The sequence below is a fragment of the Antiquaquibacter metalliresistens genome (assembly GCF_029211225.1).
Lineage (GTDB): Bacteria > Actinomycetota > Actinomycetes > Actinomycetales > Microbacteriaceae > Rhodoglobus > Rhodoglobus metalliresistens.
The window spans coordinates 287,573-313,361 of the sequence record NZ_JARGEM010000001.1 but is presented as its reverse complement, the minus strand read 5'-3'; the positions used below and the strand labels follow the sequence as shown (position 1 = coordinate 313,361).

Genomic DNA, 25,789 nt, shown 5'->3' with positions numbered 1-25,789 from the left:
GATCAGCCGATCTTGACCAGCGGAGTCAGCCCCTTGGCGGTCTCGGCCGCCTCGGGCAGCCCGGCGGCGGCCAGCCAGTTGCCGAGCATGCGGTAGCCGCCCTCGGTGAGCACCGACTCGGGGTGGAACTGCACCCCGTGGATCGGCAGGCTCTCGTGCCGAAGCCCCATGATCACGCCCCCCTGCGTGCGCGAGGTGACCACGAGGTCGTCGGGCACGGTGCCGTCGACGACGGCCAGCGAGTGGTAGCGGGTGGCGGTGAACGGTTGGGGAACGCCTTCGTAGAAGGCGCTGTCGTCGTGGTTGATCAGGCTGGTCTTGCCGTGCATGAGCTCGTCGGCGTGCGTGACGGTGGCTCCCATGGCCTCGGCGATCGCCTGGTGTCCGAGGCAGACCCCGAGCAGCGGCTGGCCTGAGGCCAGCACCGCGGTGACGATCGGGATGCTGACACCGGCCTGCGCGGGCGTGCCCGGCCCCGGGGAGAGCAGCACGGCATCGTAGTCGCGGATCACGGCCGTCGCGTCATCCGCACCGAATGCGTCGTTGCGCACCACCTCGGTCTCGGCCCCCAACTGCAGCAGGTAGCCGTTGAGGGTGTAGACGAAGCTGTCGTAGTTGTCGACAACGAGCACGCGGGTCATTCGCCGACCGTCACTTCCGGGGGTTCGATGAAGCTCTGCGCCCACGGGAACACCCACTGCACGAGCGCGGCGAGGATCGCCGCGGCCGCGACGATCAGAATGATGATCTTCAGCCACACCGGGCCTGGCAGCACCCGCCACAGCGCGCCGTACATCAGCCCGCCGCCGATGCGCTCACGAGACCGGCGATCTCGGGTGGCGGGCCGCCCGCGCGCGGGTACCAGGTCTCGTACACGGCGTAGGCGATGACGCGCTCGTCGGCGCTGTACGCGGGATTGCAGCTGGTCACGGTGAGGATCCGATCGGTGGGGCTCGCGCCCGCGAACTGGGGAACCGGGTCGAGCACGCCGACGCCGTCGGGCAGCACGTACTCCATGCTGCGATAGACGTACTGGTACCAGCCGGCCTCCGTTTCGAGGTACATGTTGTCGCCGACCTGCAGGTTCACGATGTCGAACAGCGGCGAGCCGTAGCCGGTGCGGTGGCCGGCGAATGCGGCGTTGCCGACCTGGCCCGGCATCGCGGTGCCTGGGTAGTGTCCGATGCCGAGATTGAGCACGTCCTTCGTGCCGACGCCCTCGCGCACCGGCTTGGCCCAATCGGCTCCGAGTCTGGGGATGATGAGCACGGCGAACCGCTCGGCGTTGCCCGGCGCGGTGGCGACCACCGGCTCACCCGGATCGGGTCGTTCCGCCGGTGCCGGTGCGGTGGACTCGCCGCGGTTCCACTCGATGCTCTGCTCCTGAGCCTCGGCGTTCTGCTCGTTGCCGACGATGAGGTTGTCGAGCCAGAGCTGCCACCCCAGGAAGAGCAGCACGATCACGCCGGCGGTGATGAACAGCTCACCGAGCACACCGATGACGCTCACGCGCGGAGTGCGCTTGGCCGCACTCCGGCGCGATGCCCGAGTCTCGACGATCGACATGCCCCGATTCTAGGCGTTCGCGGTGCCTGGCGACCTGATCGCCCAGGTCGAGCACAGTCGCTCTCACGCTAGAATCGCTGCCATGGCCCGTACCAGCAAGTCCGAGCGTCCCATCGACACCGCATCCGGCGAGAGCGCCCCGAACCCGGTGTGGTTCAAGCCCGTCATGTTCGGCTTCATGCTGCTCGGCCTGGTGTGGATCATCGTGTTCTACGTGAGCGGCAGCACACTGCCCATCCGCGACCTCGGCTCCTGGAACATCCTCGTGGGCTTCGGGATCATGTTCATCGGCTTCCTGATGACCACGCGCTGGCGCTGACCACCGAGAACTACATCGGTGTAGTTACCCCCACTGTGGAAAGCCCTGTGGATAACTCGATCAGAGGGTCAGCGCGCGCACGACGGTGATCACGACCAGCGCCGCAGCGATCGCCGCGACGAGACCGATCTGCATGACGCGCTGATCCACCCGCCGGGTGCGCAGATACACGAAAGCCACCGCCGCACCGGCGATGAGCCCGCCGACGTGCGCCTGCCACGAGATGCCGGGGATGAAGAACCCCGCCCCGAGGTTGATCGCGATCACGATGAAGATCTGCACGTTGTTGCCACCGAGCCCCCGCTGGATCACGAAGAACGCGCCCATGAGCCCGAAGATCGCGCCGGACGCGCCGAGCACGCCGCCGAACGGATTCAGCAGCAGCACCGCGACCGACCCGCCGAAGCCCGCGATCAGGTAGAGCGCGAGGAACCGCGCCCTGCCCAGCAGGTGCTCGAGGATCGGCCCGAACACGAACAACGAGTACATGTTGAACAGGATGTGCAGCACCGAAGCGTGCAGGAAGATCGAGGTGATCGGCGTCCACGGCAGCAGCAGGGTCAGCTGCGGACGGTAGACGCCGTAGGCGTTCACCAGCCCGCCCGACACCTGCTGCGCGATGAACACCAGCACCGTGACGCCGATGAGGCTCCAGGTCACGACCGGTTGCGTACCACCCGGCCGGAACGCGCGCACCACCCGCGATGCGCGCTTCGGCGTCGATGCCCGGCCCTCGCGAACGCACTCCGGGCATTGCACGCCGACCGCCGCTTGCGTCTGGCACTGCGGGCAGATGGTTCGCCCGCAGCGCTGGCACAGCACGTAGCTCTGACGATCGGGATGCCGGTAGCAGGTGTCGGACGACCGCTCGGTCGCGGAATCGGCCACCTAGACCTCGTCGATGGTGATGCTCTCGATCACGACCGGCTCGAGCGGCTTGTCGCGGGCATCCGTCTCCACGGCCTCGATCGCGTCGACGACGCGCTTCGACTCCTCGTCGGCCACCTCGCCGAAGATGGTGTGCTTGCCCTGCAGCCAGCCGGTCGGGATGGTGGTGATGAAGAACTGCGAACCGTTGGTACCGCGGCCCCCCTGGATGCCGGCGTTGGCCATCGCGAGCAGGTAGGGCCGATCGAAGAGCAGCTCGCCGTGGATCTCATCGTCGAACTGGTACCCCGGGCCGCCGATGCCCTGGCCGAGCGGGTCGCCGCCCTGCAGCATGAAGTCCTTGATGATGCGGTGGAAGATCACGCCGTCGTAGAGCGGCTCGGTGGTCACCTTGCCGGTCTTCGGGTCGGTCCACTCCTTCGTGCCGGTGGCGAGACCGACGAAGTTCGCGACCGTCTTCGGGGCGTGGTTGCCGAAGAGGTTGAGGTTGATGGTGCCCTTGTTGGTCTTCATGTGCGCGACAGCGGTGTGCATGCCTCGATTCTCCCATAGCGGCCCCTGGACGCTTCCCGTCAACCCCCGTGCGCACTTCCCCGGTTGCGTGGAAGGATGGATGTCAGAGCTCGACCGATTCTTTGGAGGAATAGCCATGGCACTCTCCCGCAAACGGCGCAAGGAACTCGAACGGCTCAAGAAGCAGGCGGAGCACGTCTGGGACGACCAGAAGGAGCTGCTGGACCACGCGGCCAAGGTCGTGCGCGAAGCGAGCCGCCAGGCTTCCAATTTCGCCCGCGAAGAGGTCGGCCCCCGCGTGAAGGACACCTACGAAGACCGCATCGTGCCCGCCGTCGGCGCCGGCATCGCCGGTGCGCGCTCGGCGGCAGGCACGGCGCGCGACAAGTTCACCCGCGAGGTGCTGCCCACCGTGACCAGCGCGCTCGGCACGGCGCTGGCCGCCATCGAGGTCGCCAAGGACAAGCAGGTGCGGGATGCCATCTCGCGCGCCACGAAGATCGGCAACGATCTCGGCACCAAGGCGGGGATCATCCAGCCCAAGCCTGCCGGGCCCGGCCGCTACATCCTGATCGGCCTCGGCGTCGTGGCCGTCGCCGCGGTCGCGTACGCCGCGTGGCAGACCTTGCGTGCCGACGACGATCTGTGGATCGAAGACGAGGCGGCGGAGACCGCGTCGTCGTCGGACGAAGAGCTCTGACGCGCTTCGAGCCGAGCGCCACGCACTAGAGATCGAGACGCCACCGGCGGCGGTGCAGCAACCACGCCAGCACGGTCATGATGGCGAGGGTTGCACTCAGTTGTGCCACGACCAGCCAGGCCGGTGCCTGCGCGTACCACCACGCCGCGGGCGGGAGCACGACGAGCGACATCAGCACGAGGTGCACGAGGTAGAGCGCGAGCGCATTCTCGCCCCACCAGCAGAGCACGCCCGCCTTCGCGGGGCCGACGCGTGCCGCGAGCAGCACGAGCAGGAACGAGAGGGCGCTGATCGCGAGCGTGATGAGCACGAAGCTCAGCGAAACCCGGTGCTTGCTGACCGGCACGATGAACACCGTGATCGCCGCCACCGCGACGATCGCCACGCAGCACAGGGCGAACGGGCCGCTGCCGGCGCGCCACACGTCGGCGACCGCGGTCGACAGGATCAGCAGCGCGCCCCAGGACAGGGCGCCGATGAACCCGCCCGTGCACCGACCCGAGCACCGCGTCGAGCGCCCAGCGATCCAGCAGCAGTTGGTAGGCGCACAGCGACCCACCGTGAAGACGAACGCCGAGGCGACGGTGTCGGCGATCGTGAATCCGATGTCGGGAGCGTGCTTGAGCGCGGCGGGCACGAGTTGCACCCCCGCAAGGTAGTTGCGCCGACCATCAGGATGACGAGCAGACCGCGGTATCGGTCGATCGCGAGAATCCGCTCCGGCGTGGCGCCGGCGACCGGTGCTGCTGTCGGCGCCTCGGGTCGCATGCCGCAACCGTACCCCCACCCCTAGGCTTGCGACATGGCTGAATCGGTCCTCGACATCGACTCCGAATCGCGCACGAACGTCGGGCTCGAATCCGAAGCGCTCATCGCCGGCGGGATCGCGGGCGGGGTCGGCCTGATCGTCGGCGGCTCGGTCTTCGCGGGCTCCAACCCGCCGATCTGGGGCGGCTGGTCGATCGGCGTGCTCGCCGCGATCGTAGTGTTCGCGGCCGGAGTGCTGGCGAGCTACATCGGCTACTGGCGCGCGCGCCACCTGCCGGGCCAGCAGTGGCGGCTGAACCTCGCCCCCTGGAAGTTCATCCTCGATGCCACGAACGTCGCCGCCGTGCACGCGCTCATCGCGACGATCGGCACGGTCGCGGTCTTCGTGCTGCTGTCGTTGAGCTTTCGGGGCGTGACGCTCGACGGCTGGGTCTCCGCGGCATCGGTGGGCACCGCCGCCGGACTCAGCAGCTATTGGATCTATCTGTCGGTCTCCAAGATCGACACCGGCAAGCTCTCGAGCCTGCTGGTGATCTTCATCTCGGTGACGACGCTCACCTCCATGGCCACGGCGTCCGATCCGAAGTGGTGGGAGTACCACTTCAGCCTGCTGGGCACGCTCGGCGATGGGTCGGCAGGCCTGTTCAACATCGCGCTGATCATCGCGGGTTTGCTCGTGACCACGTTCTCGCTGTACCTTCAGCGCGACATCCACTCACTCGTCGAGCTGGGCGTGCTGCGCTATCGATGGAGCGCCCGGGCGATCTCGACCCTGTTCATCGTGATGGGACTCATGCTCGCCGGCGTCGGCCTCTTCCCGCTCACCGTCAGCGTGCTGCTGCACAACCTCTGCGCCTCGGGCATGGCGGTCGCGTTCTTCCTCCTGCTCCTGAGCTCACCCATCGTGCTGCGGGGGATGCCGTGGACCTTCTTCGCCACCACCGGCGCGTTCTTCCTTGCCATGGTCGGCGCCGTGATCCTCTTCGCCGTCACCGGGTACTTCAACCTGACGTTCTTCGAGCTCGTCGTGTTCATGATCATCTTCGGATGGATCGCGACGTTCATCCGCTTCCTCGGAGCCACCGTCGAGACGGCGCAGGCGAAGGCCTAGCCGGTGGTGACCGGCTGACGCAGGATGGTGCGCAGCTTCGCGGGAGCGACCTTGCGGAAGTCGCTGAAATAGATCTCGTGGTGCTTACCCGCCATGCCCAGGCCGGCCTTCGGAATGAACTCCTCGTGCATGGTGGCGAGGATCGAGGTCTCATCATCGAACGAGCCGATGTGCAGCGTCTGCACGCAGCGACCCTCGTCGAGCGACTCGAGTCGCACAGGGTTGACGGCCATCGGGTCGGCCTTGAGCGTGGCCGCGGCGTCGAACATCTCGCGGGTGATCCACTCGGGCACCATCAGCATGAGCGTCCAGTTCCAGCGCGACTTGTTCCGGGCACTCGTGAACGTGCTCATGTCCGGTGACCACCACAGCCCCTCGAGCGGCGGGACGACGTAGTCGCGGCCGAGCCGGTTTCGGCTCGCGAACTTCAGAGCGTAGGCGACCGGGTAGAGCGCCTCGATCGCCGCCGAGAACTCCGGCGCCGAGCTCGGGTCGCCGTGGCCATCGATCATCAAGTACTGCATCGGCGGCACGTCGATGATCCTGAACTCGTGGTGTCGAGCCTGATAGGAGTCGAGGGTCTTCTTGAAGTCGGTCTTCTCCATCGCTAACGCACCATCCTTATCTCGTCGGGAGCTCCATCGAAACCCGACGGCTGTCGGGCGCCGTCTGGAGCGAAGGCGTTCTTGACGTAGAACGACCGCGCACGGGGATTCGCCTCGAGCACCCACAGGCTCGCCGGGTCGTTTCCGAGCACCTCGTCGAGCAGGGCCTGCCCCGCCCCCGAGCCCTGGGCGGATGCGAGCAGGTAGATGAACCAGAGCTGACGTTCGCGCGGTGGTGGGTTATCCACGTTCCGACCCGCGTGGGCGAAGCCGACCACGCGACCGTCGAGCTCGGCGACCGCGGTGCGGGAGTCCGGGCGCGGCGCCGAGCAGATCGCGGTCCATAGCTGCACGCGCGCCTCTCGGGCCTCCGCCCCCCACGCGCTCGGCGGAAAGTGGTCGGCGTAGGTCTCCCGCCACGTCGCCAGGTGCAGGTCGGCGAGCGGTTCGGCTTCGTCGGGTCGCGGCGGGCGAATCAGCATCAGGCCCGCCGATACCGCAGTTGCACGAGCCCCGTGCGGTAAGACTCCGCGCTCTCGAGGGTCAGCGCCAGCGCGGGGGTGCCGAGCCCGAAGAGGGGGATGCCGCGGCCGAGGATCGCCGGAACCACCGAGATCGTGAGGTCGTCGATGAGTCCCGCGGCGAGGAACGAGCGGATCGTCACGCCGCCGTCCACGTAGATGCGACGAACCCCTTCGCGACCGAGGCGTTCGACGAGCGCGGCGGGGGTCTCGGACGAGAACTCCTCGCCGTGCACCGACGGGCGCTCCGGGCCGGTGGTGAGCACGATCACGCGCTTGCCCTCGTAGCACCAGCTCGGAAAGCTCAGGCCGACTTCGTAGGTGCCGCGACCCATCACGATCACGTCGACGGTGGCGATGAACTCGCTGTAGCCGTAGTCCTCGGTCGCGCTCTCCGCGCTCTCAAGGAAGGCGAGACCGCCATCCTCCTCCGCGATGAAGCCGTCGAGGCTGGTAGCGATGTACACGGAGCATTGGGGGGCCATCGCTCTATTGTCGCGCCCCGCGCTGACACGGGTGAGCTTCCGTCCGGCACTGCCCAGACACGACGGATGGCCCGACGCGAACGATCCTCGGCTGGAGGCTTCCGTGCGCGCACTCCCGTTATGAAGGATCTCCTTCAGAACGAGAACGAACAGGACGAACAACGAGAATGAACACAACGAACAACGGGAACGAACAATGGCGGATGGCCCACAGACAAGGCCGGGCGACGCATTCGTCGGGTTGTGGCGCCTGCCGTGGCGGAGTGGTGGAGCCTAGGGGAATCGAACCCCTGACCTCCTGCTTGCAAAGCATGAGAGAAGGCTCGTTTTCCCTTGATCTATAAAGGAAGTTTGAAACGCCGGGGCGCGCTTAGGGCACGCTCCGGTTGCAAGGCTTGCCGAACGCGTCGACGAGCACGTCAATCTGCTCATCCGTCAGCGGCGGCGCTTCCGCAGCCAGATGCTCTGCCCAGGCCCGGAGTTCGGGGTCGTGCTCCTGGGATGATGCGGGCTCGCCCACGAACTCCACGCTACGCCCCCTCAGCATCGGACAGCTCCCGCACGGCCGAGCCCCAGACCCACGCGCGGTGCTGCTCGTCACCGATCGTCCAGCGGATGGCCGCGGCGCGTGGCGTCCAGGCGACCATCTCGGCGTCGACCTCGAAGGGCGTGCTGCCGTACCTGACCCAGGCGCGCACGCGCTTGGGTACCGGCGTCCGGGTGAGGGGTAGACGGTCCAGCTGGAGCTCCTCCGCGAGCAGCGTGTCGGGCTTCTTGCCCTCGGCGGCCATGCGCAGGATCTTCGCGTCCATGCGGGCGTCGATCTGCCTCGCGTAGCGCTTGTTCGTCCCCACCTGGCCGGACCCTTCTGATCTCGAGATCAGCCCGGCCGCTGCGGATTCAAGGATACGTGGGGGTGGAGACGGCCACCTCACCGGTATCTTGAGGTCGTGAACCGCGCTCTGGTCCCCCTGACGACAGCTGCTCTTGGCCTGCTGCTCGTGGGGTGCGCCGGACTCAACGTGCCGGAAGAGCGGGGAACCGTCATCGTCAAGGTGGGCGCAGACGAGAACTGCAACCCGACTCACCACCCGGAGATTGGGCTCGGCGCGGTGGTTACCATCACCGACGAGAACGGTGAAGTCCTGCAGTCGCCGCGGCTCAACGCGGGGGTCCCGGTTGGACCTAACGAGTGCGTCTACGGGTTCACGGTAAGGACGCTGCCGGAGCGCGAGACATACAAGTTCGAGATCGGCAGCGTCTCGAAGACGGTCACGCGCGAGGATCTACCCTCGACGTTCATCTCGCTGCGCTACCCCTAGTCGGCCGACTGCCCGAAGGCTCGGCTGACTCGTCCATCATCTGGGACGTGGCCGGGATACGGGGGTGTGGCGTTGCCGCAGGAGGCCCCTACCCGCAGCGGCACGGCTCCCAGCGAGGGCACCGGCAATCCCACCACTGCTCGGTGCCGTCGCTCGCCTCGCCGGCATCGGCGCCGGGAAGCGAGGGCACAGGTGAGTCGCTCGTCACGCCGACTCAATGTGCGCAGCCCAGAATGGGTCGCTGGCCCATTCCTCCGGGATGCCCATCCCCCGCAGGTTCATCGGGGGGCGCGAGCCCAGCAGCGCGTGGAGCCGGCTGGCCCAGCTGCTGTGCGGCGAGATCTCATTCAGCACTGCCTGCAGCGACACGAGCACAGGGTAGAGCCTCTTCTCAGAACTCTGGGGCAGAGCATCCCCACCCTGCAGCCACGAGATGTCGCGCGACGTCGGGATCTTCGGGTAGACGCCGAGGCCGACGTTCCACAGGCGCCCGTGGTGAGCGCAGACGTTGCGCACGCGGACGTATGTCTTCAGCCAGGACTGCAGGATCGCCCAACTGAGCCCGAGGCCCTTGGCGATGGTGTCCATGTCCTTTCGGCGCTTCAGGTTGCCGTAGAGCCCATCGAGCTGGCCGATCGTCAGCAGCTCGACCATGAGCCACGACGGCGGGAGCTCCGGCTCGCCGTAGGTCACGACGTAGTGCTCGAGCGCCGAGCGGAAGACGATGCCGGCGGTCTCGTCCGAGCCATCATGCTCCGCGTCTCGACTCCGCTGGTCCCGCACCTCCTTCTCGATGATCTCGATGAACTTGCCGTGCCGGTCGACATTGTGGAAGTGGTCGGGGTCGGTGTACCAATGAGGGTCTTCATACGTGATCGCCATGTGGTCGGTGATAGCAGCCCGGACGGCGACCTCGATGCGCCCGAGCGCGTCCATCACCAGGAGCCGCAGCTGCCGGTCGAAGACGTAGAGGTCGAGCACGTGGTCGAACTCGACCTCCGGCTTGAAGAGGTGCTCGCTCGTCCGCGGCAACTCTTGGAACGGGATCGTGTACGGGGAGAGGCGGAAGTACCCGAGCTGTCGGACGTAGCGCTTCGCGCGATCACGGTCAGGGATGGCGAGGCCACGCTGGTCGAGCTGGTCGACGAGCTCGTCTGTCGAGCGCGCTGGCTTCTCGAAGACGCGAGTTCCGCGCGCGCGCTCCTGGCGCTGCCCATACCGACCGTGCTGCGCCATGTCCCCTCCAGCGTCGTCGTTGCGCGGGCAAAGAAAACGCCCCGGGTTGCGCTTCCAAGGAGAGGCGTGGGGCGTGTGGTGCTCCGAAGGTATCACGACACCACTGACGCTTCAATCATTGATGGCGACGATGTTGGCGCGATTGCTGTTGTTATTGATGGGACGCTCGGCAGAAGCCGACCTACGAATGAGCGGGGGGTGGCGACTTGGCAAGGGACAAGGCCCTCGACTGGCCGCCCACTGGGACCGAGACGGTGCCGTGGAGCCAGAAGCACAGGGGCGGCGCCAGGGCCGACCGAATGTTCACCGAGGTTGAAGCTGCCGTCCCGCCGCTCATCGCCGAGCTCAACTACACGGTCCCGAGTGAGCTGAGTCGTGGTGCCGAGGAGGCCCTCCTGGCCGCAGCCCGAATGGAAGCCGGCGCCGCTGACTCACGGGGTGGGATGACCCGGTTCACACTGGCCGCCGAAGCTATCGCATCCTCGCGAATCGAGTATGTCCAGGCCAGCGCCGCCGACTTCATCCGCGTTCATGCCGGCGCGAAGGGCAACGACTCCGCGAAGAGCATGGTGGCGGCCTCGCACGCAATCGCGGAGTTGCTCGAGTCTGTCGATGCTAACGGCGTGATCCGACTCGAGGCGTTGTTGGCGGCTCACCGCACCCTCATGAAGGATGATCGCTACGAGCGCCTCCACGCCGGCCAGGTGCGTACCGAGCAGAACTGGATCGGCGGCAGCGACTTCTCGCCGCGCGGCGCCCTGCACGTGCCTCCGGTGCCGGAGCGCGTCGACGAACTGCTGGCGGACCTCATGGCGTTCGCGAACCGCGACGACGTGCCTGTGCTCGCGCAGGCTGCGATCGCGCACGCGCAGTTCGAGACGATCCACCCGTTCGGGGACGGCAACGGCCGCATCGGGCGCGCCCTGGTGGGCGCGATCCTGCGCCGCCGCGGCGTCATGCGCAACACCATCGTGCCGATCGCGTCGGGGCTGAACGCCCGTCGCGACGAGTACTTCGCCGCGCTCACGTCCTACCGGCGCGGCCACGCTGCACCCCTGGTGTCACTCGTAACTCGGGCGGTGACAGCCGGCTGCCATGAAGCGCTCGTCTCGATTGAGCGGATGAGGCCGCTATCCGGGGCTGCGACTCACTTGGCCGGTGAACTCGACGAGCTCGACACCCGCATCCGAAGGACAATGCGCTAAGCCGGTGCTGCGCTAGATCCTCCGAATGTGCGTGCGGCACTCAAGCCGCGTCCTCATCGTCACCTTCGTCATCTTCATCGACTTCGTCGTCTAGATCCTCTTCGACTTCATCTACGTCGACGGGGTCCGTGAAATCGTCGATGAAGGCGTCAACCTGGTCCATCAGGGGTTCGAGCCCCGCCGGCGCGAGATGCCCGTAGCGGTCGAGGGTGATTGAGGGTCGGGCGTGTCCGAGCGCGCGCGAGACGGCCAAGAGATTCGCTCCCGCCTCAGACAGCGCGATCGCCGCAAAGGTGTGGCGGAGCGCGTGCGAGGAGTACGTCGTTATCTTCTCGGCGCGAGTCCGGTTCGCGATGGTGACGCATCGGTCCAGCACGTTGTTCACGAACCCCTTGGCCACGGGGTGCCCGGCTTTGCGGCGACTCTCGAATAGGTAGGCACCCGCGGGTCGGCCAGCCGTCAGTGATTCGATAGTCGCACGGCCCCTCGCCGGGATCGGGAGCGTACGCCTGCCGGCGTTCGTCTTCGGGTCGCGCACGGTGACCTGGCCCCCGCTGGCATCACCCACCTTGAGCTCGCGTGCCTCCTCTTCGCGAAGCCCCATGAACCCCATCAAGATCAGGAACGCGCGATCAACCGCGCTCGGCGCCGCAGCGACAAGCGCGTTCAGGTGCTCTGACGAGTAGTGGGGTCGCTCCTTACGTCGCAGCGACACGACGAGTCCGTCCGTGAAGTCCTCCGCGACGAGCTTGTCGCGGACGCCGCGCTTCACGGCCGCACGCAGGATCTCGAGCTGCTTCTTGCGGCTCTCGGCAGCGACCTCGGGTCGCTGCGACCAAATCTCGACCTCGGTGGGCGTGATGGTGTTCACCACTCGATCACCGAATTGCTGCACCACCTTGCTCGCGTGATACTCGTTGGCCTCTACGGTCCTCGGTGCGCGATCGGCGATGGCGGCAAGGTGGCGGCTCATCAGCGTCGCGACGGTCAACGACCCGCGGACGATGGCGACCTTCGTCGGATTGCCGGCGTGCTCTGCGTCGTGGAGGTAGGCCTCGGCCCGCTTCGACTCGGGGTAGTTCTTCTTGTGCTGGCGGAGTCGACCCTGTGCGTCGCGGTCGGGGCCACGCCACCGGCGCTGGTATCGCGGCGCTCCCTTCGCGCGAAGCTCGGCAATCTCGGTCTTGGTCCGGTCCTCCCAGAGATCTCGGACCGTCATTCGGAGGAAGGCTCCTTCGACTTCTTCGTCACCTTCTCGCCGCGCGCGACGGAACGAAGCTCCAAAGCCTCTTTGATGTCATGGTCGGTGAACTTCTCGAGCATGTCGACCAGCGCCTGGATACGCCCGTGACGGCGGTCCGCGATGCTGCGATTGCGGTCGGGGAGGCCATCGCCGAATCCGAAGGTTTCTTGGGAGATCAGTTGCGACGCGTAGAAGTAGCCAATCGCGTCCAGCTCCTCTTGCGAGACAGGGAGCACCATCGCCAGCCGCGCGACGTCTACCTCCTTGGGGCTGACGATAGTCGCGACACCCTTCCGCCACCGTTTTCCGGTCAGGATGATGTTGAGCGTCGAGATCGGCATGTCAGCCGCGACGGCCAGCTCTCGAGTCGTCATGCCGGCGCGCTGACGCGCGTTATTGAGCAGGCGCGACGCTGCCGGAATCTCGAGTTCTGGGTCTTCAGTGCTGTCCGTCACATGCTCAATGATGTCAGCGCGGTGAACAAAGTCTCAACGCGACTGACTACACGCGTATAGACAGGTGTAGTTGCGTAGGTATCTATGACGTGTACAATTGTAGGCATGACCGCTCCCACCATCTCCGCCCTGCTGGGCATGCTGCGCCGCGAGAGCGCGCTGCTATCAGTCAAGGACACCGCAGCGGCGCTCGGAATCACCGAGTGGTGGGTGCGCCAGCTGATCAACAGCGGCGAGCTGCGCGCCATCAACGTCGGGGGCGCCGAGAAGGCAGCACGGTGGCGCGTCGACCCGGAGGACCTCCGGGCGTTCATCGCAGGCCGCGAGAACCGCGCGCGCGACCTCACCGGAGCGGGGGTCGCGTGATCGACAAGAGGGTATTCACAACAAAGGGCGCGGTGGCTTTGGCCGCCGCGTCTTCTGTCTGCGCTCTGATGGTCGTCACCGCCGCCGTGTTGCCTCAGCCGAAGCAGCCGATTTCCGTCGCCGAGCAACGAGAGTTCGATCGACTGCTCTGGAACGTCCAGTCGATCATCGAGGCGTACCCGCGGGACCTGGAGACCGACTCGATCGACCAGATCAAGGCGGAGGCGGCGCTACTCGAAACCGCTCTGGTCAGGGCCGAAGGGGAGCCAGCGCTGCTCGACCGCATCAATGCGTTGTTCGGCGACCAGAGCGACGCCACTGCACGGCAGGCCGAGTCGTCAGCCGAGAACACGCTGACCGCCGCCCTCGAGTTCTTCGAGCGGGCAGATGCGCTTCGTCGGAGCGTCGAGGAGCAGTACCCGCACGCGGGCATCCAGGCCGTAAAGACGCTCCGCAACACCGCCGAGCTCCTGGGCAATCAGCGCGACATCGACTCTTCTGCGGTATCTGCGGTGAACGCCTTCGCTGATGCGGTCGAGTGGATGCGCGCAAGCGATGACGAGCGGCAGTACCCCGTGGGTGACCTCCGCGGGGCTCAAAAGCTCGAGATCGAGGCGTTCGCCCGCGAACTCGCTGGGGAGAACCTTCTTCTCGAGGTCGAGTTCGTCCCCAGCCTGGGTGGCCGGAACGAGGTCAACCCCGGCTGGGCCGGCTACACGATGTGGAACTGGGTCGCGCCGGGCGAAGCCGTGATCTTTCTCACCGAGTCTGTGGCGGCGTCGTGGCCAACGGAGACGATGAAGTCGCTTATGGCGCACGAGGTCGGCCACGTCGTCGGCACGGTATGCGCACAGCACTTCGACTTGGTCAATCAGGACGAGGTCGAGCTGTTTGCGACCGCGTGGGCCATCAGCCAGGGCTTTACGGACGAGTGGGGCAACGGCGTCAACGTCTACCAGCGCCCGACGCACGAGTACGTTGCCGCAGTCGGCACCTGCGAGTTCTAGCTGTAGTGCCCAGCCAGGTTGTTTGAGATTCGGCTGATGGGTGGGAGTTTCCCGATGGCGGTGTGGGGTCTGTGGTGATTGTAGAAGTGGAGCCAGGCGGGGAGCGCTGCTCGGCGGGCTGACTCGGTGGCGTAGTGCTTGCTGAAGGCCCAGCCGTCGGCGAGGGTGCGGTGGAAGCGTTCGATCTTGCCGTTGGTCTGGGGTCGGTAGGGGCGGGTCTTCTTCGGTCGGATCCCGAGGTCGTTGCAGGCGTCGCGCCAGGCGTGTGAGCGGTAGGCGGAGCCGTTGTCGGAGAGCACGCGTTCGACGGTGACGCCGCGGTCAGCGAACCAGGATGTCGCGCGTCGGAGCACTCCGATCGCGGTCTGTGCGGTCTCGTCGTCGTGGATCTCGGCGTAGGCGACTCGGGAGTGGTCGTCGATGACGGTGTGAACGAAGGCGTAGCCGATGATCTCGTGTCGATGCTTATCGCGAGCCAGGCCCGGTGTCGTGCGACGGTTCTTCCCACCCTGGACTTTGCCGACGAATCTCCAACCGCCGCCGTGTGGGATGTTGCCGAGCTTCTTGACGTCGACGTGGATCATCGCGCCCGGGGTGTCGTGCTCGTAACGTCGCGCGGGTTCTCCGGTCTTCACATCGACGTGAGAAAGCCGGTTGAGGCGGCAGCGGACCAGGACTGCGTGGACGGTGGACGCCGGCATCCCGAGTCGGCCCGCGATCTGCACCGGACCTAGCCGCTTCTTGATCCGCAGATGCACGATCTTCTTCACCGCGACCTGCGGGGTCCGGTTCGGATGCGAGTGCGGGCGGCTCGACCTGTCGACCATCCCCTCCGGGCCGAGCTCGACGAGCCTCTTCGACCACTTCGCCGCGGTCGGATACGACACCCGGAAGTAGTCAGCCGCCGCGGCGACCGACCACCCCTCCTCGACAACCTTGCGGGCAAGACGAAGCCGTTGGCGCGGCGTCAACGCCGCATTACCGTGAGACACGAGAACCTCCTGGGCTCAAGAGCGGTGAACTAAGCAGCTCCACTCTCGCCCGGAGGTTCTCGTCATGTCACGGCAACCAGATCAAGCAACGTCCCTGGGCACTACATCTAGCCCGCGAGGCTCTTCGCGTACTCGTACCAGTCGCGCGCAGCCTTGATCGCGTCGTCGATGTCGTCAAACTTGACCCACTTGGCCGGCGCGAAGAGCGACGAGTAGATCTCGATCTGCTGGATGGGCGGGGGTTCGCCAGGCGCGTGCGGCGTATGCTTCCGCTCCAGCAGCGTGCCGTAGCGAATCCGGACGAGTCCTTCCCTCGCGGAGGGGAGATGGCGCTCGGGCTTCTGGTCACACCAGTAGATGTGAGCGAGGTCGACGAGGACGAGTAGCTCGGCGACGGCTGTTGACGATGGCATGGCTGATCCCTGCTGCTGAAGCGGAAGAGTGGGAGGGCCATGTCGGGCCTGGCGGGTGACTCCAGCCTATGAATGCCGACGCCAATGTCGGCGTGGAGATCCGCGGCGCAGCGGGTCAGCGCCCTGCGGGCGGGCTAGTCGGTTAGACCGGCCTGCCGGCCGGCGGGGTGTTCAGCCCAAGGGCTGAGGTGCTCTACCGCACACTTTTTTGCCGTGCTGCACACTTTTCACCACACTTTTCGGGTGTCATTTCGCAACTTCTGTGCAGCTCGATCGCCGTGTTTCCGGGGATCGAGAGCCCTTCGGCACAGAGTGCACACTCTTTTTGAACTCTAGATAGGGAAGTTTCAGCATCCCGATCGTGCACACGCGCCTGCGTACGCCTGATGGTGAACGCTCTGAAAACCGTGCGTTCTGTGCGCAGCACCCCCGGAAGCCCGGAAACACGGTGATCTGCCTGCACAGAATCTCGTTCTGGCGCCCCGAAAAGTGTGGTGAAAAGTGTGCAGGGCGACCACAAAGTGTGCAGCAGGGAATCAGAGCGAGTGCTCGGCGGGAAGCGGCGCGGGAAAGAGATGGGTGTGAGCGGGGCGGCGGGGGGCCGGGCTGGGTGGCGATACGGCGGTGTGTCGTGTTGCAGCGGCTTGACAGGGGTGATAGGCTCGAATCACTCAATAAGCCGAGCCAGGTACTCCTGGCCAAGGTTGTATCCGTCCACGATTGACGGCTCTACGGTCCGCGTCCCGTCGGGGCGTCCTCGGGTTCTGCCTGGAAAACGGAAACTTCGCCGTTCCCAACCCGGAGGATCCGATGACATCGCACCCCCTGACTTCTGCGCCGACTTGTCCTGCGCCTGCGCTCACTCCCGTGTTGATCTCGCCGCGGCAGCTGACCGCGCTGCTGGGCGTCAACATGGACACCCTGAAGCGGTGGCGCCAGGAGGGTATCGGGCCGGCGTTCATCCGTCCTGGTGAAGAGAAGGGTCGCGTCGCCTACGCGATCGCGGATGTCGAAGCGTGGATCAACACCCGCCGCGTCCGTACCGCCGGCGCTTACGAGGTTCTTCCCCTCAATCTCACCGTCCGCACGGCATAGCGCTCCTGCGCGCCCATACGCCCAGAAAGAGTTATGGCCCCGCCGCAGGAGTGAACTGCGCGGGACCGTGAAGGAGACATGTTCCTTATGAGCATTGTAACGTTTGTCGACGCTGAAGGTGTTGACGCACCTGATTTTGACGAGATTCCTGACCTCGAGCAGGAGTTCGAGCCCGCGCTGATCGACGAGGAGAAGCGCGCCCGCTCGATGGGCTCCGACGTCTACGTGTTCGACGAGATCGTGAAAGTGATCACGCAGTCGTACCTGGACGAGCTCGCCAACGCCGACAACGCGTTTGGGTCCGTTGTCCCGGCCGCTTCGGAAGTTGGGTCCGTTGTCCCGGCCGCTTCGGAAGTGAAGGAGGAGCTACTGCGGCGGATCAACCTGCGTGTCGGCGTCATCAACATCGGCCGAAAGGGCCAGGAGCGCTTGCCGATCCTGAAGGCGCTCACTCCCCGGCAGATCGCGATGATCCTCGTACGGCTGCACCACGTGATCGCCATCGGGGCTGGCGGAGCTGCTCCGCGGCGCTCCGCGCTCATCGGCATCTACTGCGATTCCGGACCGCGCCGAGGGACGTACTCGGTGGACGAGATCGATGTGCGTGAGGTCGCTAGCCGATACAACTGGGAACTGAGTCGCGCCGCGAATGACGTGTTCGACCACCTCCGCGAGATCGCTCCGCTGCGAACCGAGACCGTCGATGCCGACCTCGTGCCGATGGAGAACGGCGTCTTCGACTACCAGACGAAGACGTTGCTGCCCTTCTCACCGGACTACGTCTTTCGCGCCAAGGCCGGTGTCTGCTTCAAACCCGACGCGACGAGCCCGGTCCTTCACCACGAGGACGGCACCGAGTGGGACGTCGAGTCGTGGATGGACGAGCTCGCCGACGGCGACGAGCAACTCTCCCTGGTGATCTGGCAGGTCATCGGGGCGACGCTGCGCCCCCTCGTCGCCTGGGACAAAGCGGCGTTCTTCTACTCGGAGGTGGGGAACAACGGCAAGGGCACGCTGTGTGAGCTAATGCGCAACCTCGTCGGTCAGCACGCCCACGTCTCGATTCCTCTCGCGGACTTCGGCAAGGACTTCATGCTTGAGCCGCTGACGAAGGCGTCTGCTGTCATCGTCGACGAGAACGACGTCGGGTTGTACCTCGACCGAGTCGCGAACCTGAAGGCCGTCATCACCAACGACGTGGTATCCATCAACCGCAAGGGCCTGACGCCGATCAGCTTCCGCTTCCGCGGCTTCATGATCCAGTGCGTGAACGATCTGCCGCAGGTCCGCGACCGTAGCGAGAGCTTCTACCGTCGCCAGCTCTTCATCCCCTTCACGAAGAGCTACACCGGCGTCGAACACAAGTACATCAAGCGCGACTACATGGCCCGTCGCGAGGTGCTCGAGTACGTCGCGAAGAAGGTCCTGGTCGACCTGCCCCCGTACTACGAGTTCGACGTGCCGGATGCCTCGGAGGCCCTGCTCGCGCAGTACAAGGAGTTCAACGACCCCGTGCGCGAGTTCTGGGCCGAGCACAAGGACCTCTTCAAGTGGGACCTGCTGCCGAAGGAGTTCCTGCGCGACCTCTACCAGTCGTGGTTCGCGAAGAACAATCCGTCGGGGAAGGTGATCGGCAAGACCAAGCTCTGCAGAGAGCTCGAGGTCTTGATGGCGCGCGACGGCGAATGGTTCACCCTTGAGAACGCAGTCTCGACTCGGGGCCTCGTCGACCACCCCGAGCCCCTGATCCTGACCTACAACCTGACCGCCTGGATGCAGCCCGGCTACGCCGGCCGCGACCCCCGGCAGATCTGCATGCCCGACTTCCCGGAACGTGCCCGGGGTTATCTGCGCGTCAGCCGATCGTCGGCACCGTCGCCCAGCACTACGGATGCCTAGAGACCGCCCTCACGCCGGGATGGGCTCCGGCACCAACACACCAAGGAGATCCACATGACCATCAACAAGAAGCTGCTGGCCACGGCTATGCTCGCCGGCGTCGGCGCGTTCAGCTTCGCCGGCTGTACCGCCGACAACGGCTCGGGCAGCCACGACGACGACTACATGAACCCGACGTTCACCTACGAGACGTACGCCGCTGGTCCGGCACAGTCCGTGAAGATGGAGCTGCCCGAGTACATCGCCGACGGAGCGCTGGTCGAGTCGTTCCTCGTGACGGCGCTCGACATCGACGGTGAGATGAACGGCTACAGCTGCGCCGTGCTGATCGACATCGACTGGGCCGCAGACGGCGAGTCCCGTGCCCGCGAGGTCGACGCGCGCAGCACCTTCCTCAAGAGCGTCGATCGCCTGAGCGATGAGCAGGCCGTCGCCGTGCGCGCGATCGCGCTCGACAACTACCTCGACGACTCCGAGGTCGAGGGCATCGCGGCGCCCGATGGCTACGAGGTGCTCACCGAGCGGCTGTCCATCGCGGACGACGGCGACTCGATCGTCGCGCTGCACACGTGCAAGTCGCAGCCCGAGCGCGCCGTGACGATCGGGTTCACGCGTCTCACCGAGAGCGACGGCGAGCTCAAGTTCAAGCGCATCGCGTCGGCCGATGCCGCCGCGACCGCTTCGGGCTCGGTGTACGCCGGCGGCAGGATCGACGAGTAGGAGGCTCACATGCAGACGATCACCAAGACGGTCGCGACCGTGCTCGTCGGCGCCGGACTGGTGGGCCTGACTGGCTGTGCGAGCTCCGATGCCGCGAGCCCCGCCCCGAGCTCGAGCAGCACGGCCTCGTCCGCCGAGGGGAGCGGCTCGTCCTCGGGCACCCCCAACCAGGACGGCGCGTTCGAGTTCCGATCCAGCGCGGCTGAGGCCGAGTCGATCACCGTCCGGATCCCCGACGACCTGCTCGACGAGATGCTCGCTGGCTACGACGATCCGGTGCCGTACAAGGTGCACCGCACCGTCGAGAGCATGACCTTCACGGCGCTCGACCTGAAGGGTCTCGAGGAGGGCGTCTGCGTCATGCGGCTCGACGTCAACTGGGCACCGCAGGGTCTCGCCTACGCAGCGAAGTACGACCTCAGCACCCGTCCCTACAAGGACTGGATGCCGATCGCCGACGAGAAGATCGTCGCGGCGCTTGGCGTGTCGCTGAACGTCGCCCACTTCCCGGTGCCCGAGGCGGAGGAGCTCGGCTACCGGGGTCTGCACGGCGGCGTCTACGCGAACGAGGACTACACGTCGTTCCTGGTCGCGAGCTGGTGCGTGGCTCCGCCGTTCGAGGGCTCGTGGGTGTCTCTGCCTTACTTTGTCGACGACGGCGGCCGCGACTCGGACCTCGACGGCGTACCTGAAGATCTGATGGCGTCCGCAGCGAAGTTCCGAGTCGGCGCGACGAAGGCCGGCACTATCGTCATCTCCGACGCCACCGTTCTCCACTACTACACGACCGAGGGCGACGGATGGGAGCGTAACGAGGACTGACGAGATCAAGCGGTTCCGCGACGCCGGTGGCGATGCTCTGCTCGACGACATGTCACGAGCCGCACGCCGCGGGCGACCGCGCGACTGAGATGCTCGCCGCCGAACCGACGCTCACCGCCGAGGAGCTGCGGGATCATCTCCGCCTCGAGGCGGGCATGGGCGAACCGCCGCTAACGCACCGCTGACGACGAGATGCCCCGGAGCGCTGATTCGGGGCATCTTGCTGTCCGGGGTCCTCGAGGCGGCAGATCTCTGCGTGACTCAGTCCGTCTCGGAGAACGCCTCGTCGGCGCTCACTCTGGTGCCGTCGTCCTGCGCCTTCGCCTCGTCGTAGGCCGCGACATCGGCCTGCTCCTCGAGGCGCTCCTGCTCATCCAGCCAGGCCCAGTACGGGCACTCGGGGTGGTTCCCGAAGTCGCATGAGTGCGGCGTGACGTTGTGGTGGAAGCCGTGCTCACACCGGATGTTCCACCACTTCTCAGGCGGCGGCGTCCCTCGCTCTCGCCGCGCCGCGTGCTCGTCCATGCCGTCAACCTTGCCCCCACTCCTTAGCTCGCGTCCACTCCCCGACCTGCGGGCCGGATTCAGTCAGCCCGGGCGGGTAGCCCCGCCCCGGGGGTCCGGTGAGAGGTATGCATTCCGCAGACCCCACAGAAGGCCCGGGGTTTCGCCCCGCACACGATCAGGAGTACCCATGGACCACACCAACCCCGAGGGCACCCCGGCCCCCTTCGTTCTTCCCGGCTGGGATGGCGTCGTTCACCGGAAGCGCTCGCGCGGCCGCACCGCCCTCGCGATCACGCTTGGCGTGGCCAGCGCCGCCACGGCAGTCTGCGCCGTCGGCGTCGCGGTGTAACTCGCCCGTCCTGGTGTCCAGCGATCCTCGGCGCGCTCGTCAAGGTCGAGGAGACCGGAGGCATCGCCAAGACCGCCGAGGAGACCGCCGCCGCCGAGCAGGCTGCGCCACCGGTGCCCGTCTCGGACGTGTCCTGGGAGACCTTCGTAACCAACACCGGTGGGCAGGCGGAGATCGACCGCTGCACCGGCGGCCTGACCGACATGACCACCTTCACCGGGAACAACTGGGAGGGGGGCCGCTACTTCGGTCTGCACCGTCACTGCGGTGGGTGGTCGGCGCTCGCGCTGAGCACCGGTCAGATCGTCACAATCGACAACGTCCGCTACCAGGTGATCGGCGCGACGGCCATCCCGCGTCCCGGCTACAACGCGCCGGGACTGCCCTTCGTGAGCTGGAATGCCTCCTACGACCAGGTCGAGACCCTCGGAGGAGACGCCTACATCCAGAGCTGCCGGGAGGACAAGAACCAGGGCACGCGCGTCGTGGCGCTGGTGCAGATCTGACCGGAGAGACCCCGGCCCTACGTGGGGTCGGGGTCTTGCCTTTCGCCTATCAGCTACGCAGCGTCCTTGACTTCCGAACCTGCCGACTGGATGGCGTCGAGAGCCTTGTAGAGGTCGCCGCGATGCGCGTCGGCGTTGGGTCCGACGTCGAAGAAGACGACGTGGCAGGCGGGCTCGAACTCCTTCACCTGCAGCGGCTGCGGGTAGTCCTCACCCGGGCCGACGGAGATCGGATACAGAAGCACCACTCGGTCGGTCTTCAACCCTGAGTGCCTGGCGTACGCGACGACCTGGTAAATGTCCGCGCGACGTACGCGGACGCGCTGGCCGCGCGTGGGTGCGACGTCGATCGCGTCGTCTTCGGTCGTGGGAGCCGATGGCAGCACGTCCTTGTACTTCGCATCCAGCACCAGCCTGACACCGTCTGCTCTCTGCATCACGTAATCCGGCTTGACCGCAGTCGACCCGTTCTTTCGCCCATCGGCCGTGAGCAGGGTGGCGCGGTGAGGCTTCTTGACACGCGATGCGCCTGGCCACGCTTCGAGCACGTTTCCGAGCGCCTGCTCGTAGAGGCCGTTGAGCGACCACATGATCGCGTCCTGCGAGTGGCTGCCCACTTCTGTCGACACGAACGTGCCCTCGAGCAGCGCCTTGGTGAACTCGATGATCGGCTTGTAGTGGCGCAGTGGTCCAGAGAGGTTGAGTCGCAGGGCGTCCTGTGGGCGAGCCTGCACGTCGCCCACTCCTGCGAACAACGAGAGTGCCCGGCGAGTGAGCTCGTCGAGCGCCGTCCGGGCACTCTCCAACGGAACTGTTCGAGCGAGCACGGCGACCTGTCGGAGGCCGGCCTTGAGGTAACGGTTGGCCGGAGTGTCGTGAGTCGGCTCGGTGAACCGCGCCGGGATCACATGCGGCCGAGCCTGAGCGACGGAATGGCTGAGATAGCGGGTGACGTCGATGCGGCCGCGGACGCGGCCCACCAGGTCTTCCTCGCGCACGACATATCCACGACGAAGCCAGCGCATTGCGAACGCGAGGACCTCAGCGACGTACCAGCCGAGGAGGCACGCAGCCGGCTCCGGTCGGAGCGCGTCGAGGTTGGCGCGTGCGTCCTTCAGCTTCTTTCCGACGCTCCGGGTGCCGTATGCCCAGTCGGCCAGGAAGAACAAGTCGAGACCTGAGATTTTCGGTGTGACGCGGAGGTGCACCGGCTGTCCGTCGATGTCGAGTCGAGCGATCCCTGCGAAGTCCGCCGAACGCACCGTCCAGTGGTCTTCACCCGGTGCCTTCCGGAAGCTGAGATTGAGCTCCTGCCAGCGGTCGGCCGCGACCGCCTCGACGAGCGCGCCGGTTGCACGAGTCGTCGACTGTTCGACGATCTCCAGGAGCGGGTTGCCGACATCCCACTCGGCAGTGGACGTTGCCTCACTCATGCGCTGGAGAGTCGCCTCCCGCGCCAAGGCCCGCGGCCCATGAGAGAAGGGCCGTCTCCACGGCTTCCTGCTCTGTCGCGTCTCCCTCGATCCCGAGGGTGCCCAATGCCGATGCGAGTCGGGTCGCGTCGACCAGGCCCTCAGCTGCGTACTCGTTGAGCAGCGGCAGCACCTCGTAGGCGAAGCGTCGCACGATCGCACTGCGCGACTCGTCCTCGTCCTTCGCATCACCCGACGGCAGGAAGTAGCTGTGGCCGACGGCGAGGGCCGCGTTGTTGTCAGCAGCCGTGAAGAGACCAGACACGACCTCGAAGAGCTGGCGCGCTGCCGCGCGGTCGGTGGTACCCTTCCACGCTGCACTGCTGATGACCTCGGCGTCGGGTGCCAGGGTGATGAAGGTGAAACGGCGACGCAGCGCATAGTCGATGAGCGCGATCGACCGGTCCGCTGTGTTCATCGTGCCCAGGAGGGTCAGGTTGGACGGCAGCGTCATCGACGCGTTTCCGTCGACGGCGTATGGGGTTCGGACAGGTGCATCCCGGTACTCGAGCGCGTAGAGCAGCTCGCCGAAAACGCGCGCGATATCAGCGCGGTTCATCTCGTCGACGATGAGGATCACGTCGCAGTCGCTCCCCGCCGCCTTGAGCTCCACGGCAACCGCAGCCAGCAGACTCAGAACGCGGTGCTCAGCGCGGAAGGTCACCCCGTTGGCCGTAGGCGCAGGTGCCAGCGTGCGCACGAAGTCCTCGTACCCATAGCTCGGGTGGAACTGCGCGATGTCCCAGAGCGCAGTGAGGCCACGCCGGATCACTTCGCGAGCGATGTCACCCGGGGTGCGCTCGTTGGTCGGCAGAGTCTCGAGGATGGCGGAGAGATTCGACTCCGCGCGCTTTCCCGCTGCGGCCCAGTCCACGTACTCCATCGCCACGTGCGTCTTGCCGGTGCCTGGCGCCCCCTGCAGTACGACCTGGCGACGACGACGTGCCTCCTTGTGAAGGAGATCGAGGTGCGCCGGCGGCTCTTCGCGCTCAAGCGACTCTGCCTTCGGGCGCGGCCGCGCCGCCGCACGGAACTCGTCCTTGGTCAGGCCGAACCAGCGGTTCGTCTTCCACAGCAAAGCGAGCTCGACTGAGTCACCGCGTTGCGCGACGACCTCGCTGACCTGCCCACGGATGCGCTCCTCGAGGAACTCGATGACGGCGGGCACGAACTGCGCCGTCGGGAGGAATCTTGCCGCCCCGACAATGGTGGAGCCATAGCGCTCGGGTTCGAACAGCGGTACCGCGACGGCCTGGTTCACCAGCGTGGACGCTGCCTTGCGAGCCTGTGCTCCGACTCCCAGAGCGTCGAAAGCCTTCTCGACCACGTCAGTCGAGAAGCCTGCGGGATCGAACGTGCCGTCCTCGCGGGCAAAGGTCTCCTCCACCACCTTCGCGATGCGCGGCTCCGCGAACACCCGCGCGGCCCAAGCGAGCGCGTTCGCGGTCGCGGTGTCACCCTCCTTTGCCGCACGCAACCAGCGGTCCTCCACGAGGACTCCATCGCGGAACGTGAACAGGCTCTCGACCCAGCTGGATGCGGACTCAGCGGAGTTCTTCTCCGCGATGCTCATGACCTGCTGCACGGTCATCCCGGGCTCGACCTGCGCCGCGGTCGCGATGAGGCTCGCGAGGGTCGTGTTTCGCGTAAGCGACATGTGCTCAAGGCCGACATCCATGGCCGAATCGTACTGGCCGACCTAGCTCGTGCTCAGTCTTTCCGACACGCGCGCCGCACAGCCCGTGAATGTCGGGCCCAAGATCTAAAGTTGTCCCATTCCCAAGATCTATTCGGAGACAACCACGTGACACTGACAGCCGAGCCGCTCCAGGCCCGCAAATCTACAGCCCAGCCGCTCCGTGAGGACCAGGCCCCGCCGGAGTTGCCGACTGTCGAGGGTGGGTTCTCCACCGTCTACGCCGACCCGCCTTGGCAGTTCGAGAACCGGACCGGCAAGGTCGCGCCGGAGCACCGTCGACTCGACCGCTACTCCACAATGACATTGGACGCTATCAAGGCGCTGCCCGTCGCGGACCACGTCGCGAAGAACGCGCACCTCTACCTTTGGGTGCCCAACGCGCTCCTCCCTGAGGGCCTCGACGTGATGAAGGCGTGGGGCTTCCGCTATGTCTCAAACATCGTCTGGGCCAAGCGACGCAAGGACGGTGGACCTGACGGCCGCGGCGTGGGCTTCTACTTCCGTAACGTCACCGAGATCCTGCTCTTCGGAGTGCGCGGCTCGTTGCGCACACTGGCGCCGGCGCGTTCGCAGGTCAACATGGTCGAGACCCGCAAGCGCGAACACAGCCGCAAGCCGGACGAGTTCTATCCGCTGATCGAAGCCTGCTCGCCCGGCCCCTACCTCGAGATGTTCGCTCGTCGCGCGCAGCCCGGGTGGTTCGCCTTCGGGGACGAGGCATCGGACGAAGTCGAGCCGCGCGGGCGTGCACACAAGGGCTACGAGGGTGGCGAGATCGAGCGGACCTGGGATCCCGACGAGGCACCGAAGCTCGCTCGTCATCAGCGGCTCGACGAGGCGGTGGCTGACGAGCTCGCGAAGCTGATCCGGGCGTTCTACGACTCTGGGCAGAGCATCCGCGACATCGCGTCCACCACCGGCTATAGCATCCAGCGCGTTCGCACGCTTCTCCAGCATGCCGGAGCGGATCTTCGACCCCGAGGTGGCACGCACCTCGGCTAGTTG

At 66.3% G+C, this 25,789-nt stretch carries 33 protein-coding genes; 14 read left to right on the top strand and 19 right to left on the bottom strand.

Going from position 1 to position 25,789, the window contains the following annotated elements; genetic code table 11:
* Positions 1-2: 2 nt before the first annotated feature.
* The 3 genes from PYV02_RS01625 to PYV02_RS01615 are packed head-to-tail and all read right to left on the bottom strand — an operon-like array spanning position 3 to position 1,566.
* A complete protein-coding gene (locus PYV02_RS01625) occupies positions 3-641 on the bottom strand; it encodes an anthranilate synthase component II (RefSeq protein WP_275755525.1) in 639 nt (212 codons plus the stop codon).
* Positions 638-796, bottom strand: a complete 159-nt coding sequence (locus tag PYV02_RS01620; RefSeq protein ID WP_275755523.1) for a hypothetical protein — start codon at positions 794-796, stop codon at positions 638-640. The genes PYV02_RS01625 and PYV02_RS01620 overlap by 4 nt, the downstream gene beginning before the upstream one ends.
* Complete coding sequence (locus PYV02_RS01615; RefSeq protein WP_275755521.1) at positions 796-1,566, bottom strand: class E sortase; 771 nt, start codon at positions 1,564-1,566, stop codon at positions 796-798. The genes PYV02_RS01620 and PYV02_RS01615 overlap by 1 nt, the downstream gene beginning before the upstream one ends.
* A gap of 73 nt (positions 1,567-1,639) precedes the next feature.
* On the opposite strand from PYV02_RS01615, the gene PYV02_RS01610 reads away from it, so the two are divergent.
* Complete coding sequence (locus PYV02_RS01610; RefSeq protein WP_275756011.1) at positions 1,640-1,885, top strand: cell division protein CrgA; 246 nt, start codon at positions 1,640-1,642, stop codon at positions 1,883-1,885.
* Positions 1,886-1,945: 60 nt separating this feature from the next.
* Here PYV02_RS01610 and PYV02_RS01605 read toward each other — a convergent pair whose 3' ends face one another.
* Together PYV02_RS01605 and PYV02_RS01600 are read right to left on the bottom strand one after the other, a co-directional pair.
* Positions 1,946-2,773: a rhomboid family intramembrane serine protease gene (locus PYV02_RS01605; protein WP_275755519.1), complete on the bottom strand. Its 828-nt coding sequence runs from the start codon at positions 2,771-2,773 to the stop codon at positions 1,946-1,948.
* Positions 2,774-3,307 carry a peptidylprolyl isomerase gene (locus PYV02_RS01600; protein WP_275755517.1) on the bottom strand — a complete coding sequence of 178 codons (534 nt, stop codon included), beginning with the start codon at positions 3,305-3,307 and terminating at the stop codon, positions 2,774-2,776.
* A gap of 115 nt (positions 3,308-3,422) precedes the next feature.
* On the opposite strand from PYV02_RS01600, the gene PYV02_RS01595 reads away from it, so the two are divergent.
* The gene (locus PYV02_RS01595) at positions 3,423-3,986 is read left to right on the top strand and encodes a DNA helicase (RefSeq protein ID WP_275755515.1); all 564 of its coding nucleotides are present in this window, start codon (positions 3,423-3,425) and stop codon (positions 3,984-3,986) included.
* 25 nt (positions 3,987-4,011) lie between these two features.
* Here the strand turns inward: PYV02_RS01595 and PYV02_RS01590 are convergent, their stop codons facing one another.
* Complete coding sequence (locus tag PYV02_RS01590; protein WP_275755512.1) at positions 4,012-4,632, bottom strand: hypothetical protein; 621 nt, start codon at positions 4,630-4,632, stop codon at positions 4,012-4,014.
* A 156-nt stretch (positions 4,633-4,788) separates the two neighbouring features.
* Here PYV02_RS01590 and PYV02_RS01585 point away from each other — a divergent pair, with 156 nt between their 5' ends.
* The gene (locus PYV02_RS01585) at positions 4,789-5,865 is read left to right on the top strand and encodes a DUF998 domain-containing protein (RefSeq protein WP_275755510.1); all 1,077 of its coding nucleotides are present in this window, start codon (positions 4,789-4,791) and stop codon (positions 5,863-5,865) included.
* Here the strand turns inward: PYV02_RS01585 and PYV02_RS01580 are convergent.
* The 5 genes from PYV02_RS01580 to PYV02_RS01560 form a co-directional block, all read right to left on the bottom strand.
* Positions 5,862-6,470, bottom strand: coding sequence for a GyrI-like domain-containing protein (locus tag PYV02_RS01580; protein WP_275755508.1), 609 nt, complete (start codon positions 6,468-6,470; stop codon positions 5,862-5,864). The two genes, PYV02_RS01585 and PYV02_RS01580, sit on opposite strands and share 4 nt — an antisense overlap.
* Positions 6,471-6,472: 2 nt before the next feature.
* On the bottom strand, positions 6,473-6,952 hold the full coding sequence (locus PYV02_RS01575) for a GNAT family N-acetyltransferase (RefSeq protein ID WP_275755506.1): 480 nt from the start codon (positions 6,950-6,952) through the stop codon (positions 6,473-6,475).
* On the bottom strand, positions 6,952-7,476 hold the full coding sequence (locus PYV02_RS01570) for a dihydrofolate reductase family protein (RefSeq protein WP_275755504.1): 525 nt from the start codon (positions 7,474-7,476) through the stop codon (positions 6,952-6,954). The genes PYV02_RS01575 and PYV02_RS01570 overlap by 1 nt, the downstream gene beginning before the upstream one ends.
* 370 nt (positions 7,477-7,846) lie before the next feature.
* Positions 7,847-8,005, bottom strand: coding sequence for a hypothetical protein (locus tag PYV02_RS01565; protein WP_275755502.1), 159 nt, complete (start codon positions 8,003-8,005; stop codon positions 7,847-7,849).
* Between the two features lies 1 nt (position 8,006).
* Positions 8,007-8,330 carry a hypothetical protein gene (locus PYV02_RS01560; RefSeq protein WP_275755500.1) on the bottom strand — a complete coding sequence of 108 codons (324 nt, stop codon included), beginning with the start codon at positions 8,328-8,330 and terminating at the stop codon, positions 8,007-8,009.
* 96 nt (positions 8,331-8,426) lie between these two features.
* On the opposite strand from PYV02_RS01560, the gene PYV02_RS01555 reads away from it, so the two are divergent.
* Positions 8,427-8,798 (top strand): hypothetical protein, encoded by a 372-nt coding sequence (locus PYV02_RS01555; RefSeq protein WP_275755498.1) that lies wholly within the window; start codon positions 8,427-8,429, stop codon positions 8,796-8,798.
* Between the two features lie 204 nt (positions 8,799-9,002).
* Here PYV02_RS01555 and PYV02_RS01550 read toward each other — a convergent pair whose 3' ends face one another.
* Positions 9,003-10,034, bottom strand: coding sequence for an Abi family protein (locus PYV02_RS01550; RefSeq protein WP_275755497.1), 1,032 nt, complete (start codon positions 10,032-10,034; stop codon positions 9,003-9,005).
* A gap of 299 nt (positions 10,035-10,333) precedes the next feature.
* On the opposite strand from PYV02_RS01550, the gene PYV02_RS01545 reads away from it, so the two are divergent.
* Positions 10,334-11,239: a Fic family protein gene (locus PYV02_RS01545; protein WP_275755494.1), complete on the top strand. Its 906-nt coding sequence runs from the start codon at positions 10,334-10,336 to the stop codon at positions 11,237-11,239.
* A gap of 40 nt (positions 11,240-11,279) precedes the next feature.
* On the opposite strand, the gene PYV02_RS01540 is transcribed toward PYV02_RS01545, so the two are convergent.
* Both PYV02_RS01540 and PYV02_RS01535 read right to left on the bottom strand, forming a co-directional pair.
* Positions 11,280-12,458 (bottom strand): tyrosine-type recombinase/integrase, encoded by a 1,179-nt coding sequence (locus PYV02_RS01540; RefSeq protein WP_275755492.1) that lies wholly within the window; start codon positions 12,456-12,458, stop codon positions 11,280-11,282.
* Positions 12,455-12,937, bottom strand: coding sequence for a helix-turn-helix domain-containing protein (locus PYV02_RS01535; RefSeq protein WP_275755490.1), 483 nt, complete (start codon positions 12,935-12,937; stop codon positions 12,455-12,457). The genes PYV02_RS01540 and PYV02_RS01535 overlap by 4 nt, the downstream gene beginning before the upstream one ends.
* A 105-nt stretch (positions 12,938-13,042) precedes the next feature.
* Here PYV02_RS01535 and PYV02_RS01530 point away from each other — a divergent pair, with 105 nt between their 5' ends.
* Positions 13,043-13,303 (top strand): helix-turn-helix domain-containing protein, encoded by a 261-nt coding sequence (locus PYV02_RS01530; RefSeq protein WP_275755488.1) that lies wholly within the window; start codon positions 13,043-13,045, stop codon positions 13,301-13,303.
* Complete coding sequence (locus tag PYV02_RS01525) at positions 13,300-14,310, top strand: hypothetical protein (protein ID WP_275755486.1); 1,011 nt, start codon at positions 13,300-13,302, stop codon at positions 14,308-14,310. Before PYV02_RS01530 ends, PYV02_RS01525 begins: the two co-directional genes overlap by 4 nt.
* Here PYV02_RS01525 and PYV02_RS01520 read toward each other — a convergent pair.
* Together PYV02_RS01520 and PYV02_RS01515 are read right to left on the bottom strand one after the other, a co-directional pair.
* Complete coding sequence (locus tag PYV02_RS01520; RefSeq protein ID WP_275755484.1) at positions 14,307-15,302, bottom strand: IS481 family transposase; 996 nt, start codon at positions 15,300-15,302, stop codon at positions 14,307-14,309. The genes PYV02_RS01525 and PYV02_RS01520 overlap by 4 nt on opposite strands.
* 107 nt (positions 15,303-15,409) lie before the next feature.
* A complete protein-coding gene (locus tag PYV02_RS01515) occupies positions 15,410-15,715 on the bottom strand; it encodes a hypothetical protein (RefSeq protein WP_275755482.1) in 306 nt (101 codons plus the stop codon).
* Between the two features lie 867 nt (positions 15,716-16,582).
* On the opposite strand from PYV02_RS01515, the gene PYV02_RS01510 reads away from it, so the two are divergent.
* The 4 genes from PYV02_RS01510 (at position 16,583) to PYV02_RS01495 (ending at position 20,251) form a co-directional block, all read left to right on the top strand.
* Positions 16,583-16,810, top strand: coding sequence for a helix-turn-helix transcriptional regulator (locus PYV02_RS01510; protein WP_275755479.1), 228 nt, complete (start codon positions 16,583-16,585; stop codon positions 16,808-16,810).
* A gap of 87 nt (positions 16,811-16,897) precedes the next feature.
* Positions 16,898-18,709, top strand: a complete 1,812-nt coding sequence (locus PYV02_RS01505; RefSeq protein ID WP_275755477.1) for a DNA primase family protein — start codon at positions 16,898-16,900, stop codon at positions 18,707-18,709.
* A gap of 54 nt (positions 18,710-18,763) precedes the next feature.
* The gene (locus PYV02_RS01500; protein ID WP_275755475.1) at positions 18,764-19,429 is read left to right on the top strand and encodes a hypothetical protein; all 666 of its coding nucleotides are present in this window, start codon (positions 18,764-18,766) and stop codon (positions 19,427-19,429) included.
* A gap of 9 nt (positions 19,430-19,438) precedes the next feature.
* Positions 19,439-20,251: a hypothetical protein gene (locus PYV02_RS01495; RefSeq protein WP_275755473.1), complete on the top strand. Its 813-nt coding sequence runs from the start codon at positions 19,439-19,441 to the stop codon at positions 20,249-20,251.
* A 261-nt stretch (positions 20,252-20,512) separates the two neighbouring features.
* Here PYV02_RS01495 and PYV02_RS01490 read toward each other — a convergent pair whose 3' ends face one another.
* Entirely contained in the window at positions 20,513-20,776 is a 264-nt protein-coding gene (locus PYV02_RS01490) for a hypothetical protein (protein ID WP_275755471.1), read from the bottom strand.
* Between the two features lie 169 nt (positions 20,777-20,945).
* Here PYV02_RS01490 and PYV02_RS01485 point away from each other — a divergent pair, with 169 nt between their 5' ends.
* Complete coding sequence (locus PYV02_RS01485; protein WP_275755468.1) at positions 20,946-21,107, top strand: hypothetical protein; 162 nt, start codon at positions 20,946-20,948, stop codon at positions 21,105-21,107.
* A 113-nt stretch (positions 21,108-21,220) separates the two neighbouring features.
* Positions 21,221-21,613: a hypothetical protein gene (locus PYV02_RS01480; RefSeq protein WP_275755465.1), complete on the top strand. Its 393-nt coding sequence runs from the start codon at positions 21,221-21,223 to the stop codon at positions 21,611-21,613.
* Between the two features lie 53 nt (positions 21,614-21,666).
* On the opposite strand, the gene PYV02_RS01475 is transcribed toward PYV02_RS01480, so the two are convergent.
* Positions 21,667-23,046 carry an McrC family protein gene (locus PYV02_RS01475; RefSeq protein WP_275755463.1) on the bottom strand — a complete coding sequence of 460 codons (1,380 nt, stop codon included), beginning with the start codon at positions 23,044-23,046 and terminating at the stop codon, positions 21,667-21,669.
* Complete coding sequence (locus tag PYV02_RS01470; protein ID WP_275755461.1) at positions 23,039-24,763, bottom strand: McrB family protein; 1,725 nt, start codon at positions 24,761-24,763, stop codon at positions 23,039-23,041. The genes PYV02_RS01475 and PYV02_RS01470 overlap by 8 nt, the downstream gene beginning before the upstream one ends.
* Here PYV02_RS01470 and PYV02_RS01465 point away from each other — a divergent pair.
* Positions 24,743-25,786, top strand: coding sequence for an MT-A70 family methyltransferase (locus PYV02_RS01465; protein WP_275755459.1), 1,044 nt, complete (start codon positions 24,743-24,745; stop codon positions 25,784-25,786). The two genes, PYV02_RS01470 and PYV02_RS01465, sit on opposite strands and share 21 nt — an antisense overlap.
* The last annotated feature ends 3 nt before the right edge of the window (positions 25,787-25,789 follow it).